Genomic DNA, 13,733 nt, shown 5'->3' on the forward strand with positions numbered 1-13,733 from the left:
TAAAAAACGCGGGGGATCATCATGTGCTGTGCAATCACATCAACATCCCATCAATACGCTTAATTTGAGAAGGCCCAAGCTTTGCTGTTAAATAGGCGGCGTGTCGCCTTCGTCAAGCCTCTGGCGACGGCGCATAGGCTGATGCCCGTACGTGTCTAGCGCCTCCATCATTTTCAGAAGCGAACCGTACGCAATCAGCTCTTCCTTGCGATCCGTCTTAAATGTGAGTTTATTGAAATGTTGAAAATCGTCCACCTGCTAACGGGCGCAGCTGCATTGCTGCTGTCCTTCATTCCTAGCCTGCAACCTGAAGCTATACCTTACCTGCAACACGCCGATGCTCTGTATCTGGCTTTTTTTGGTCTCCTTAACCTGACACTGGCTCCAGTCATTCCGTTCTGGAATAAAGGCCCCCGTCATCAACTGCAAAATCTGGTCAGCGCTCTATTGGTGCTGGCTGTTGTCCTGCAAACCCTGACCCTGTTCGGCCTGTTGTTGCCGATCGGCGATCAGCCAGCAATTTTGATCAGTCTCGTTCCTGCTGTAATTGCCGTGTTGCTGCATCTTGTAGTCAGCTTCTACAAATCTTCACCTTCGTCGACTTCGCAAAGCTATGACATGACCAACCGCGATACAGGCACTGTAAAGTGGTTCAACACCTCCAAGGGGTTCGGCTTTATTTCCCGCGACTCCGGGGATGACATTTTTGTCCACTTTCGCGCCATTCGCGGCGAAGGTCACCGGGTACTGGTGGAAGGACAACGTGTCGAGTTCTCGGTGATGAACCGCGATAAAGGCCTACAAGCTGAAGATGTGATTGCAGCGTTGCCACGCCGCTAATTTCAGCAAAAAAAAACCGCGATCCAGCCCTGGCTGATCGCGGTTTTTTATTGCCTGCTCAAAAATCAATAATGCGGCGGCGGAGCTTCTTCCTCAAATGATTCGAACTGTCCGCCCATTTCTTCCTGGCGCTTGAGCAGCGCAGCCATCTGCATTTGCAAACGGTCGACGGCGTTCTGCTGCATCACCAGTACATCATTCAATGCCTGAATGGTGTCATCCTGAAAAGCCAGACGGCTCTCAAGGTCCATTACCCGCGCCTCAAGGGCCATCATTGCACCTCTGAAAAAGTGAACTCGGCACCAAGGGCCGACTTCAACTTGTCCTGGATCGCGCCCACCTCTGCCTGGGTATACGGCTTTGCCGGGTGCTTGCCCCAGACCGGACCGGGCCATGCAACATCGGCCTGGTACCGAACAATGACGTGCATGTGCAGCTGGCTGACAACATTACCCAGCGTCGCGACATTCATTTTGTCCGCGCCGAATGCATCCTTCAGCGTCCGCGCCAGGGCTGTTGTCTCAGCCCACATCAACTGCTGATCATGTTCATCCAATTGAAACAATTCACTTATACCCTCGCGCCGTGGCACCAAAATAAACCAGGGATAATTCGAATCATTGGAGAGCAGCAGGCGGCACAAGGGGAAGTCCCCTATCAGCCAGGTATCCTCGTGAAGGCGTGTATCCAAAACGAACACTGGGTGTTCTCCTGTTCAACGGGCAGTTTCAGTTCAACCGGCGCCTGACGACACGTATCAACCGCCAGGCGAAAGAGCTGCAGGATACCCTTGATTGCTCCATACATCACGGCAGCAAGCATTGATTTCCACCAGCAGCGCAGCAACAAGGGCTCAATCAACAGTCATCAAACACTTGTGCACCAAAAACGCACAATATGAATGTTTTTAGTGCACCAAAACGTCACCGACCACCCCAACAGGTGTTTACCGGTAACGTTTGAGGTGTTTCCCTGCGCCAGAACCTGGCCTTTACAACGGAAAAACTGGCAGCCAGCCCTGCAATATTCCCGTTTAACCCAAGCAGCGTCTGGATTTTCAGACTGGAAATGCCCAAAAAAATATTTTTCGAGCTATTGGGTAATTTGAGCATGCTTGTTGCATAAGCCACTGAGACAGTCGTCCAAGTGTCTGCCGGAGTGCGGTCACCGGGCGATAAATAACAATAGCTGCGCCGCTAGAATCCGGGATTTAAATGTGTAGGCGCAACGTAGTTTCCATGTAGCCACAGCTGTAAACAGCACTTTAAACATGCTGAAAAACGGCATACAGCTATGCGCCTGCGACATGCGGGGTAGCAATTTGCGACACGGCTGTAAAGAAACTGAATGCTTATGAGAGCAAGTATCGCCAACATGGCCGGCGTGATATAAGTTTGCGCCGACACAAAAAGAAAGAGCCGCCCCAGATAATAATTCAGGTGGGACGGCAGTACTCTTCCTAAAAACCAAAGGAGCAAATCACGATGCGCGTGATGAAGTGGAGCATGATCGCCCTGGCTGTTTCAGCCGGTACTACCCAGTTCGCAATGGCCTCATCGCAGGACGATGCTAAAGGTTTCATTGAAGACAGCACGCTGACTTCCAAAACTCGCATGCTGTACATGAACCGTGATTTCCGTAACGGCGCTGGCAACATCGCCAAGCCAGGTGGCGGCTTCAAAAGCGGCTACCGCGAAGACTGGGGCCTGAGCGAACTGCTCAACTACCAGTCCGGCTTCACCCAGGGCACCGTCGGTGTCGGTGTTGACGCTTTCGCCATGGGCACAGTACGCCTGGACGGCGGCGCTGGTCGCCAGGGCAACGGCCTGTTCGCTACCAAAGGCGACGGTTCTCCGGAAGATACCCAATCGAAAATCGGCGGTGCTGTAAAATTCCGTCTTTCCGATACCGTTCTGAAATACGGCAACCAGTTTGTTGCCAGCCCGGTATTCTCTACCGATGACAGCCGTTTGCTGCCAGAAGTAGCTACCGGCACCTTGCTCACCAGCAAGGAAATCAAGGGTCTGGAACTGAGCGCCGGCCGCTTCACAGCGCTGAGCTCGCAAACTGGCATGGCTCGTGACAGCATCAACGGCCCAGGCCAGCCTGGCCTGACCTCTGCCAACATTGCTGGCGCAACCTACCAGTTCACCGACAACCTTGTCGGTGGTGTGGCGGCATCCGATGTTGATGACTACTTCAAGAAGCAGTACATCAACCTGAACTACACCCTGCCGATCGCAGACTCTCAAGCCCTGAACTTCGACCTCAACGGCTACAGAACTTCGAGCCAGGGCCAGGAACTGGCTGGCAACGTAGACAACAAAATCTGGAGCTTGGCAGCTGCCTATAGCCTCGGCGCCCACAAGTTCACCATTGCTCACCAGCGCTCCACCGGTGACAGCGGTTACTACTACGGCGTAGACGGCGGCGGCACCATTTTCCTCGCCAACTCCGTGCAGTACTCCGACTTTAACGCCAAAGACGAGCAGTCCTGGCAGGGTCGTTATGACCTGAACATGGCCAGCTACGGCGTTCCAGGCCTGAGCTTCATGGCTCGCTACGTTCGAGGCACCAACATCTCCACCAATGACGGTGAAGGTAAAGAGCACGAGTTCGACTTCGAAACCAAGTACGTGTTGCAGGAAGGCCCGGCCAAAGACCTGTCTTTCCGTCTGCGTAGCGCTATTTACCGCACCACCAGCAACTACGGCAATGACGTCAACGACGTTCGCCTGATCGCTGAGTACCCACTGAACATCCTGTAATCGATGCCTTCGGGCTTTAGTTACAAGTACTGTGTTTAGTAAAAACCACGCCCCTGCCTCAGGGGCGTGGTTTTTTATTGCCCAGGGCAAAGTATATATAGCAAGCTAACTAACAACCCGGTAACCAACAACTTCTTGGCCCCTGCCCCCATCGCCTCGTATGAAGGCACTAAAACAAATAAAGGGGCATATTCGCCCCTTTAATTGTTCCTGCACCTGATGATCAAGTGTGGTGCGCAGTATTAGTTCGCAGCCACTTCCTGAACCATACGGATGACTCGCTGAGGAAACGGAATGTCCACACCCTCGGCCCGCAGGCGATCACGTGCGTGCTCGTTGAACATGAACAGAACATCCCAGTAGTTCGGCGTATCCACCCAAACCCGCAGCGACATCGTGATAGCACTCTCACCCAGGGCGGATACCACCACCACCGGGGCCGGATCTTTAAGTACCCGCGGATCATCTGCCAGCATCAGCAGCACCTCACGCACCTTCTGCAGATCCGCGTCGTAATCAACACCGACGTCAAACACCACCTTGCGTGTCGGTTGACGGTTGTAGTTGGTGATGATGCCGTTGGACAGATTACCGTTTGGCACGATCACGGTTTTGTTGTCACCGGTACGCAACACCGTGTGGAAGATCTGAATGCTATCGACGGTTCCGCTCACGCTTTGCGCTTCAATCCAGTCACCGATCTTGAACGGACGGAACAACAGAATAAGCACTCCGCCGGCAAAGTTCGCCAGGCTGCCCTGCAACGCCAGGCCAATAGCCAGGCCTGCCGCACCAATGGCCGCCACGAACGACGTGGTCTGGATGCCAATCATTGAGGCAACGCTAACAACCAGCAACACCTTGAGAATGATATTGACCAGGCTGCTGATGAAACCCTGCAACGCCAGATCAGCCTTCCTCAACGCCAGCAAGTGCGCCAGTTTTGCCGTCAACCGGTTGATCAACCACCAGCCTACCGCCAGGGTGATCACTGCCAGCAGCACACGGCTGCCGTATTCCATAATCATCGGGATCCAGGCCTGTGAGGCCTTGATCAACTGATCAACTTCAGCATTCAAATCCACTTGTATCTCCTTGCACCCATATCCGGCGACTTCATTCGTTCAGCGAGACGATAGGACAGCTCAATCGTTTTTGCAGGTCCAGGGAAAATCGGACGTAGATAATCGCCATAGGTTCCCCCGTATTCAGTCACGGAAGTTATTGAACTGCAGCGGCATATCGAAGGTTTTGGCCCGCAGTGCAGCGATCGCTTCCTGCAAGTCGTCACGCTTCTTGCCAGTGATACGCACTTGCTCGCCCTGAATGGAAGCTTGAACCTTGAGCTTGGCGTCCTTGACGTGAGCAACGATTTTCTTCGCCAGCTCCTTGTCGATGCCTTCCTTCAATACGGCTTCCTGCTTCATCAATTTGCCAGAAGCGTAGGCATCCTTGATCTCAAGGCATTGCGCATCAATCTTGCGCTTGATCAGGGCCAGCTTGAGAATCTCGATCATCGCTTCCAGCTGAAAGTCAGCCTCGGCGGTCAAGTTCACGGTCAGGTCCTTCTCCTTGAACTCAAAAGTACCCTTACCCTTGAGGTCATAACGACGATCCAGCTCCTTGACCGCGTTTTCAACGGCGTTGGTGACTTCGTGCTTGTCCAGTTCGGATACCACGTCGAACGACGGCATGTAGTTTTCTCCAATAATAAAGGGCGCGCTCAACACAGATGGAGCACGCCTGACCTGACAGTTAAAATGCGCGGGCATTATAGCGGTTCTTCGACTTCATTCACTTGCGAGTACACATGCCAAATTCGGCCTTGCCTCAAACCTCCTCCAATATGCCGACGCCGTGGCACATTCTCGGCGCCGGGAGCATGGGCATGCTGTGGGCCGCGCGACTGGCGCGTGCCGGCCTGCCTGTCACGCTGATCCTGCGCAACGGCGCGCGCCTGCAAGCCTATCAAGCGGCACAGGGGGTAACTTTAGTTGAAGGTGAGCACTCGCAACTGATACCCATCCGCGCCCAAACACCCGAGACCGACGAGCCAGTTCAGCGTCTGCTGGTGACCTGCAAGGCCTATGACGCAGAGCACGCCGTCAGGCAGATTGCCGGACGGCTCAGCCCCGATGCCGAACTGATCCTGTTGCAGAATGGCCTTGGCAGTCAGCAAATCGTCGCCGACCTTGTCCCACGCAACCGCTGCATCTTTGCCTCAAGCACTGAAGGCGCATTTCGCCAGAGCGACTGGCGCGTAGTGTTTGCCGGCCAAGGCCAGACATGGCTGGGAGATACCAGCGGCGGCGAAGCACCGCAATGGCTTGAAGAACTGCAGCGCAGCGGCATAGCCCACCAGTGGAGCCCGAATATTCTGAGCCGTCTATGGCGAAAACTGGCCCTTAACTGTGCGATCAATCCACTGACCGTACTGCACGACTGTCGTAACGGCGGTTTGCAAGCACACAGTGGCGAAGTCGGCACGCTGTGCACCGAACTCAGTCGCTTGCTTGAAGATTGCGGACACCCTGAGGCTGCGATCGATTTGACTGCCGAAGTCAACCGCGTCATCCAGGCCACTGCCAACAACTTTTCTTCCATGCACCAGGATGTCACCCAAGGCCGGCGCACCGAAATCAGCTACCTGCTGGGCTATGCCTGCGCGGCCGCTGCCAATCACCAACTCGCGGCCCCGCACTTACAGGCGCTGCAACAGCGGCTCAGCAATCACTTGAAGCAGCGTGGATTGCCCTGCAACTGAGGCCCGCGCTACTCTGCGGCCTTGTTCTTCTTGAATGCGACGACCCATGCCCTTGCGCCAGCGCCTTGAAAACCTCCCGGTAGGCCAGAAGTTGCTGGCCGCCCTCCTCGTATTGCTGGCTACCGTGTTGCTGGTGGCCAACCTGACGTTTATCAGTGCTGCGTACTGGATCTCCCACGAGAGCACTGCACCACAGGCCTTGCAGACACTGGGGCAGCTGGCGTCGAAACCCGCACTTATCGCTCACGCACTGGACTCCGAACACAACGCCGAAGCCCTGCTTGAGGAAATTGGCAGCTACGCCCCTCTGCGGGCCGCTGCGATTTATGACAGTGCGGGTAATCTTCTGGCGCAATTGCAGCACGGAGAACACCTGCCGCTGCCCGAGCACTACCGCCAGATCGAAGCCTGGCGCCTGACCGAACTGCGCAGCAATCAACTCGCGAAACTCCCCCGGGACCAGGGCCCTCCAGGGCATTTACTGCTGGTCGCCAGCAGCGAACTGCCCATGGCGTTTTACACCGGCACACTCACCGCCAGCCTGGGGATTTTGATCTTCAGCACCTTGCTCTGGTTCGTGATTGCCCGGCAGATCAAACGCCTGATTACCCAACCCATTTACCGACTTGAAGAGCTGTCGCGCCAGGTCACCCGGGAAGAGAACTACGCCTTACGCGCAGCGCCGGGCAACAACGACGAAATCGGCAGCCTCGCCGAGGCATTCAACACCATGCTGTCGCGCATTGAAGCGCGTGAACAGGAACTCAAGCGTGCGCGGGATGAAGCACAAGCAGCGTACGATCAAGCGCAGGCACTCGCAGAAGAAACCCGCAACACCAATCGCAAGCTGGAGCTGGAAGTCCAGGTACGCAGCAAAATCGAGAAAAAACTGACCGGGTTTCAGAAATACCTGAACAGTATTATCGACTCCATGCCTTCAGCCCTGATCGCTCTGGACGAACAACTCTATGTCACCCAGTGGAATCAGGAGGCCAGCGTACTCTCGGGAACGCAACTGGATGAGGCCTTGAATCAGCCGATTGACCTTGCCTTCGAACCCCTCCAGCCCTTCCTGCCACAGCTCAAGGACACCATCGAAAACCACCGGGTCGCTAAAATTGAACGCGTGACCTGGGGCCAGGGCGAAGATGCACGGCACTATGCTCTGACGTTCTACCCGCTGATGGGCGGTGGCGGCCGCGGTGTGGTTATCCGGATTGACGACATTACCCAGCGCCTGTCATTGGAAGACATGATGGTGCAATCCGAGAAGATGCTCTCCGTGGGCGGCCTGGCCGCCGGCATGGCACACGAAATCAATAATCCGCTGGGCGCCATCCTGCATAACGTGCAGAACATTCGCCGGCGCTTGTCCAGCGACCTACCAAAGAATGTGGAACAGGCGCAGCAGGCCGGTATAGAACTGGAGGCTATCAATCGCTACCTGCAAGCCCGTGAAGTACCCAAACTGCTGGATGGCATCCAGCAGGCAGGGGCCAGAGCCGCAAAAATTGTCACCCACATGCTCAGTTTCAGCCGGCGCAGCAATCGACAAATGAGCCCCTGCGATTTGTCTGCGCTCATCGATCAGGCCATAGATATCGCCAGCAATGACTTTGACCTGAGCATTGGCTTTGACTTCAAGGGACACGCCGTTACGCGCCAGTTCGATCCGCAGCTAGGCCCCGTGCCCGTTATTCCCAACGAGCTTGAACAGGTGTTGCTGAACCTGCTGAAAAACGCCGCCCAGGCGATTCACCAGCGCACCGACAAGCGCGAACCGGGACGCATCATCCTGCGTACCAAGCTCAACCCGCCGTGGGCGCAAATACAGGTTGAAGATAACGGCGTCGGCATGCCGGAGCACGTGCGCAAACGGATTTTCGAACCCTTCTTTACCACCAAGGAAGTTGGCCAGGGCACAGGGCTCGGCCTGTCAGTGTCGTACTTCATCATTACCAACAACCACAAGGGCCAAATGGAAGTGCATTCAACCCTGGGTCAGGGCACCTGCTTTACCCTGCGCCTGCCGTTGGCTGGTAACCTGATAGCCGCACAGGAATCAACCAAGGTGGAACTCTAGACATGGGCTTTCGTTTATCGAAGATTTATACCCGCACGGGCGACAAGGGCGAAACCGGCCTGGGTGACGGGCGCCGTGTCCCCAAGGACCATCCGCGAATAGAAGCCATTGGTGAGGTCGACAGCCTAAACAGCCAGGTCGGCCTGTTGCTGGCCGGACTCACCGAGCACAGCGCGCAATGCCCGGGGCTCAATGAGCTGATTGAAGTACTTGAGCCCTGTCAGCATCGGCTGTTTGATCTGGGCGGCGAGTTGGCCATGCCGGCCTACCAGGCGCTCGACAACCTTGAAATCGAAAGACTTGAAGCGGCGATTGACCGCTGGAACGAAGAACTGGGCCCGCTGGAAAACTTCATTCTGCCCGGCGGCTCGAGCCTGATCGCACAAGCTCATGTTTGTCGCAGCCTGGCACGCAGTGCCGAACGTCGCTGCCAACAACTCAATGCAGTTGAGCCCATGACCGGGGCAGGCCTGGCGTATATCAACCGTCTGTCAGATTTACTGTTCGTCGCAGCCCGCCTGATCGCCAAGCGGCAGGGGATCGCTGAAATTCTATGGCAGGCAGCAGCAAAGCCCGGGGCTTGATGGCAGCTCAAAAAGTGCCACCCGCGCGAAGTCACGCACAAGGTTGCGGTCAAAAAGCAGAAAGAGAGTAAAGCGCTGCCCGAAGCGGGCCAGATGCAGGCGGGGGTAAAACATGAAGGCAGCCACTGGGGCTGCCTTCATTTGACATCAGGCTACCGGATTGATTGGCTTTTCCGGGTACCACACGTCCAACAGCGGGCTAACTTCAACGCTGGTCAGCTCTGGGCGAGCTTTCAACCAGGCTTCAACAGCGGCACGCTGCTCTTCGCTGACCGAGCCGCGCTTCTGCAGGCAAACCAGACCGTAGTCGTCGCCGCCAACATAGCCCAGACCGTTAGCTTCCATGGCTTCTTTCAAAAACGCTGCGAGGAATGCATCGATAGCCTCTTCCGACAGGTCTTCTTTGAAATCCAGGTTCAGCTCAAAACCCAGCTCCTGAAATTCATCAACGCACAGTTTTTTGCGCAGACGCTGGGAACGATTAGTAGCCATTGAACAATCCTCATAAGTAATTACGGGCGGCACTTTAGCAGCTTAAGGCCGCAGTTGCCCGATTCCATGTGAACGGTTCATCGTTTTCTGTATTTAATCAGCCAATACCTGCATCACAGCGATGCACAAGCCCGCTGACCTTGGGGCATAATGCCGATACTTTTATGACTATCGAGGGCTTATTTATCATGCCCTCTTATTTTCTCCCCTCGCCTGCAGGGTTTTACTTCATATGATCAAATCTTTACGACCATTGCTTCTGGCCAGCCTGTTTTTGCCGCTCGCCTTCGGCGCCAACGCCGCCCCCGTCAACACCACCCTTTCGCCAAAAGTCCAGCAAGCCCTCAAGACCAACAAGCTGCAAAATGATGCACTGTCATTGGTCATGATCCCCCTGGATGGCCCCGGCACTCCAACAGTCTTCAATGCCGACGTATCGATGAACCCCGCCTCCACCATGAAGCTGGTGACCACCTACGCGGCCCTGGAAATGCTCGGCCCGACCCATCAGTGGAAAACCGAGTTCTATACCGACGGCACCCTGAGCAACGGCATCCTGCAGGGCAACCTGTACCTCAAGGGTGGTGGCGATCCCAAGCTGAACATGGAAAAACTCTGGCTGCTGATGCGCGACCTGCGAGCCAACGGCGTGCAGCAAATCACCGGCGACCTGGTGCTTGACCGCAGTTTCTTCGAGCAACCACAGCTGCCGGTGTTTGATGACGACGGTAACGACAAGAACAAACCGTTCCTGGTCAAACCCGACTCACTGATGGTCAACCTTAAAGCCCTGCGCTTTGTTGCACGCAATGATGCCGGCAAGGTGCTGATCTCGGTCGAACCACCGATTGCCAGCATCCGGATCGACAATCAGGTAAAGGCCGTCAACACCAAGCAATGCACGGGTGATGTTCGCTACAACCCCGTCACCCAGGCCGACGGGTCGGTCCTGGTCACCGTCAGCGGCCAGCTGGCCGATGGCTGCAACTCCCAGACCTACCTGTCCTTGCTCGACCATGCGACTTATACCGCCGGTGCGGTACGCGCCATCTGGAAAGAACTGGGCGGCAGCATTCAGGGGCAGAACCGTCAGGCCGCCGTGCCCAAAAATGCCAAATTGCTGGCCCGGGCCTACTCACCGGATCTGGCAGAGATCATTCGCGACATCAACAAGTACAGTAACAACACCATGGCCCAGCAACTGTTCCTGAGCCTGGGCGCGCAGTTCCGTAGCGATGCCGATGGTGACGACGCCAAGGCTGCACAGCGTGTCATACGCCAGTGGCTGGCCAAGAAAGGCATTACCGCGCCCCATCTGGTCATGGAGAACGGCTCCGGACTGTCACGGGCCGAACGTGTCAGCGCGCGGGAAATGGCGCAAATGCTCCAGGCCGCCTGGAAAAGTCCGTATGCGGCCGAGTTCATCAGCTCTATGCCCATTGCCGGTAAAGACGGCACCATGCGTAAACGTCTGAAAACCACAGCCATGAACGGCCAGGCCCATATCAAAACCGGCACCCTCAATACCGTGCGCGCGATTTCAGGCTTTAGCCGCGACAGCAACGGTCATACATGGGCAGTCGTGGCCATCCTCAACGACCCTCGCCCATGGGGCGCTTCATCGATTCTCGACCAGGTACTGCTCGACCTGTATCGCCAGCCTGCCCTGGCCAACACCTCGGTATCTATCGCGCAATAAATTTTGCAGGCCCTAGCTACTATGATTCTGTAGCGCCGCGGGCATTTAGCCCACAATAAAAAACGCCCCCGATCACAAGATCGGGGGCGTTTTTATTTATGCCGGTGTCACTGCTCTTACCGAGCCGTGATTTTCCAGGCACGGTGGATTTTGCTGTTGCGGGCAAAGTCCGGATCGATGGTGCTGGCGGTAATTTCTTCTACCGCATAACGCGCTTCCAGATTTTCATCGAGGATGAATTTGCGGAAGTTGTTAGAGAAGTACAACACGCCACCCGGCGCCAGACGCGCCATGGCCAGGTCCAGCAACTGCACATGATCACGCTGGACATCGAAGATGCCTTCCATGCGCTTGGAGTTGGAGAAGGTCGGCGGATCGATAAAGATCAGGTCGTACTCTTCACGGCAGGCATCCAGCCACGCCATCACATCACCCTGCTCCAGACGGTTCTTGTCCGAGAAACCGTTAAGGGACAAGTTGCGTCGCGCCCAGTCCAGGTATGTTTTCGACAGGTCGACGCTGGTAGTGCTGCGTGCGCCGCCCTTGGCCGCGTGAACGCTGGCGGTTGCGGTGTAGCAGTACAGATTGAGGAAGCGCTTGCCGGCCGCTTCTTTCTGAATGCGCATCCGCATCGGGCGGTGGTCAAGGAACAACCCGGTGTCCAGATAGTCCGTGAGGTTCACCAGCAGCTTCACGCCACCCTCATTGACCTCAGTGAACTTGCCCTGGGCGCTTTGACGCTCGTACTGCTTGGTGCCGCTCTGGCGCTCGCGACGTTTGACGATGACGCGGCTTTTATCGATGTTCAGCGCCTGCGGAATTGCCGCCAGGGCATCGAACATACGGGCCGAGGCTTTTTCCGGATCGATGGATTTTGGCGCCACGTATTCCTGGACGTGAACCCAGTCGTGATACAGGTCGATAGCCATCGAGTACTCAGGCATATCGGCGTCGTATACACGGTAGCAATCAATACCTTCGCGCTTGACCCACTTGCCCAGCGCTTTGAGGTTCTTTTGCAGACGGTTGGCAAACATCTGCCCGCCTTCGCTCAAGCGCGGCTGCTCGATCACCACAGGAGCCGGCTTGATCGGGTTGCCGTTCTTGTTGAACTTCTCGTACTTGCCCGGAGCTTCGATGTTGGACGGCAGATCAGATTCGACCTGCTCACGCTCAGCCTGACGCTGCTCAGGCGTGCGGCGCTCGCCAGTGACGAACTGATCCGGGACGACCTTGATCAGCAACAACTTGCACGGCAAGGCGCCGTTCCAGAACGAATACTGTTTGTGACTGCGAATACCCATGCGCTTGCCCAGATCCGGGGCGCCGGTAAACACTGCCGCTTCCCAGTTCAGACAGGCCTGACGCAAGCGCTCGCCAAGGTTCTGGTAGAGATAGAGCAAGCTAGCCTCATCCCCCAGACGCTCGCCGTACGGAGGGTTACAGATAACCAGACCTTTCTGGTTCTGATCAGGACGCGGCTCAAAGGTCGCGACTTCACCCTGGTAGATCTTGATCCAGTGACTCAAGCCCGCACGCTCAATGTTGTTGCGGGCAGGCTGGATCAGACGCGGATCAGCTTCATAGCCACGAATCCACAACGGCGGTTTGGCCATGCCGGCCTCTGCACGCGCTGTGGCTTCTTCATGCAGCTTCTTCCAGATCGCCGGCACATGGCCCAGCCAGGCGTCAAAACCCCAGTGAATACGGTTGAGGTTTGGCGCCATATCGGCAGCAATCATCGCGCCTTCGACCAGGAAGGTACCCACACCGCACATCGGGTCAGCCAGGGCTGCGCCTTCGGCGGCCATACGCGGCCATCCGGCACGGATCAAAATGGCTGCTGCCAGGTTTTCTTTCAGCGGTGCAGCACCTTGCTGCAGACGGTAGCCGCGCTGGTGCAAGCTGCTGCCCGACAAGTCCAGGGACAAAATCGCTTCGCCGCGATCAAGGCGCAAGTGAATGCGAATATCGGGACTGATCTTGTCGATGGAAGGACGCTCGCCGGACGGCGTGCGCAGCTTGTCGACGATGGCGTCTTTAACTTTCAGGGCGCCAAAGTGGGTGTTATCGATGCCTGAGCCATGGCCACTGAATTCAACGGCGAGGGTGCCGTCCGGAACCATATGGTCTTGCCATTCGATATCCAGCACACCGTGGTACAGGTCTTCCGCATCTTTCATCGGGAAGCGCTTGAGCACCAGCAACACTCGGTTGGCAAGACGCGACCAGAGGCACAGGCGGTAGGCAGTTTCCATAGTTGCCATGCCACGAATGGCCGAGGTGTGCTCGCGGGCTTCCTCAAGACCAAGGCCGGTAGCCTCCTCAAGGAGAAGGCCTTCAAGGCCTTTGGGACAAGTAAGGAAGAATTCGTAACGATCCGACATGGGATTCCTGAGCTTTTAGCTATCAGTGAGCAGACAACGCATTGCCTGCTCCGTTTTCAATCAAGCGCTTTTCTTGAAGAGCGCTCGTGTGGCACGAAACTGTGCCGTTCCACCCC

The 13,733-nt window shown here is 56.1% G+C and carries 12 protein-coding genes; 6 read left to right on the plus strand and 6 right to left on the minus strand.

Annotated elements, in window-relative coordinates:
- Positions 1–237: 237 nt before the first annotated feature.
- Positions 238–840: a cold-shock protein gene (locus tag FEZ21_RS22785; protein WP_003441215.1), complete on the plus strand. Its 603-nt coding sequence runs from the start codon at positions 238–240 to the stop codon at positions 838–840.
- Between the two features lie 65 nt (positions 841–905).
- On the opposite strand, the gene FEZ21_RS19615 is transcribed toward FEZ21_RS22785, so the two are convergent.
- Together FEZ21_RS19615 and FEZ21_RS19620 are read right to left on the minus strand one after the other, a co-directional pair.
- The gene (locus FEZ21_RS19615; protein ID WP_160628255.1) at positions 906–1,112 is read right to left on the minus strand and encodes a SlyX family protein; all 207 of its coding nucleotides are present in this window, start codon (positions 1,110–1,112) and stop codon (positions 906–908) included.
- The gene (locus tag FEZ21_RS19620; protein ID WP_160628257.1) at positions 1,112–1,540 is read right to left on the minus strand and encodes an HIT family protein; all 429 of its coding nucleotides are present in this window, start codon (positions 1,538–1,540) and stop codon (positions 1,112–1,114) included. Before FEZ21_RS19620 ends, FEZ21_RS19615 begins: the two co-directional genes overlap by 1 nt.
- 784 nt (positions 1,541–2,324) lie before the next feature.
- Here FEZ21_RS19620 and FEZ21_RS19625 point away from each other — a divergent pair.
- Positions 2,325–3,608: an OprD family porin gene (locus FEZ21_RS19625; RefSeq protein WP_003441206.1), complete on the plus strand. Its 1,284-nt coding sequence runs from the start codon at positions 2,325–2,327 to the stop codon at positions 3,606–3,608.
- 242 nt (positions 3,609–3,850) lie between these two features.
- Here the strand turns inward: FEZ21_RS19625 and FEZ21_RS19630 are convergent, their stop codons facing one another.
- Positions 3,851–4,693 (minus strand): mechanosensitive ion channel family protein, encoded by an 843-nt coding sequence (locus tag FEZ21_RS19630; protein ID WP_003441197.1) that lies wholly within the window; start codon positions 4,691–4,693, stop codon positions 3,851–3,853.
- Positions 4,694–4,816: 123 nt separating this feature from the next.
- Positions 4,817–5,302, minus strand: a complete 486-nt coding sequence (locus FEZ21_RS19635; protein ID WP_003441196.1) for a YajQ family cyclic di-GMP-binding protein — start codon at positions 5,300–5,302, stop codon at positions 4,817–4,819.
- Positions 5,303–5,454: 152 nt separating this feature from the next.
- On the opposite strand from FEZ21_RS19635, the gene FEZ21_RS19640 reads away from it, so the two are divergent.
- The 3 genes from FEZ21_RS19640 to FEZ21_RS19650 are packed head-to-tail and all read left to right on the plus strand — an operon-like array spanning position 5,455 to position 9,039.
- Positions 5,455–6,372, plus strand: a complete 918-nt coding sequence (locus FEZ21_RS19640; RefSeq protein WP_160628432.1) for a putative 2-dehydropantoate 2-reductase — start codon at positions 5,455–5,457, stop codon at positions 6,370–6,372.
- A gap of 46 nt (positions 6,373–6,418) precedes the next feature.
- On the plus strand, positions 6,419–8,455 hold the full coding sequence (locus tag FEZ21_RS19645) for a HAMP domain-containing sensor histidine kinase (RefSeq protein ID WP_003441194.1): 2,037 nt from the start codon (positions 6,419–6,421) through the stop codon (positions 8,453–8,455).
- A gap of 2 nt (positions 8,456–8,457) precedes the next feature.
- Positions 8,458–9,039 (plus strand): cob(I)yrinic acid a,c-diamide adenosyltransferase, encoded by a 582-nt coding sequence (locus tag FEZ21_RS19650; protein ID WP_003441193.1) that lies wholly within the window; start codon positions 8,458–8,460, stop codon positions 9,037–9,039.
- Between the two features lie 147 nt (positions 9,040–9,186).
- Here the strand turns inward: FEZ21_RS19650 and FEZ21_RS19655 are convergent, their stop codons facing one another.
- Positions 9,187–9,531, minus strand: a complete 345-nt coding sequence (locus tag FEZ21_RS19655) for a YggL family protein (RefSeq protein ID WP_003441192.1) — start codon at positions 9,529–9,531, stop codon at positions 9,187–9,189.
- A 232-nt stretch (positions 9,532–9,763) separates the two neighbouring features.
- Here FEZ21_RS19655 and dacB point away from each other — a divergent pair, with 232 nt between their 5' ends.
- Positions 9,764–11,230, plus strand: coding sequence for a D-alanyl-D-alanine carboxypeptidase/D-alanyl-D-alanine-endopeptidase (gene dacB / locus FEZ21_RS19660; RefSeq protein WP_127196582.1), 1,467 nt, complete (start codon positions 9,764–9,766; stop codon positions 11,228–11,230).
- Between the two features lie 116 nt (positions 11,231–11,346).
- Here dacB and rlmKL read toward each other — a convergent pair whose 3' ends face one another.
- Positions 11,347–13,617: a bifunctional 23S rRNA (guanine(2069)-N(7))-methyltransferase RlmK/23S rRNA (guanine(2445)-N(2))-methyltransferase RlmL gene (gene rlmKL, locus FEZ21_RS19665; protein WP_003441183.1), complete on the minus strand. Its 2,271-nt coding sequence runs from the start codon at positions 13,615–13,617 to the stop codon at positions 11,347–11,349.
- Positions 13,618–13,733 lie beyond the last annotated feature (116 nt).

Origin of the sequence: Pseudomonas sp. 9.1(2019) (assembly GCF_009910445.1) — a bacterium.
GTDB lineage: Bacteria > Pseudomonadota > Gammaproteobacteria > Pseudomonadales > Pseudomonadaceae > Aquipseudomonas > Aquipseudomonas paraversuta.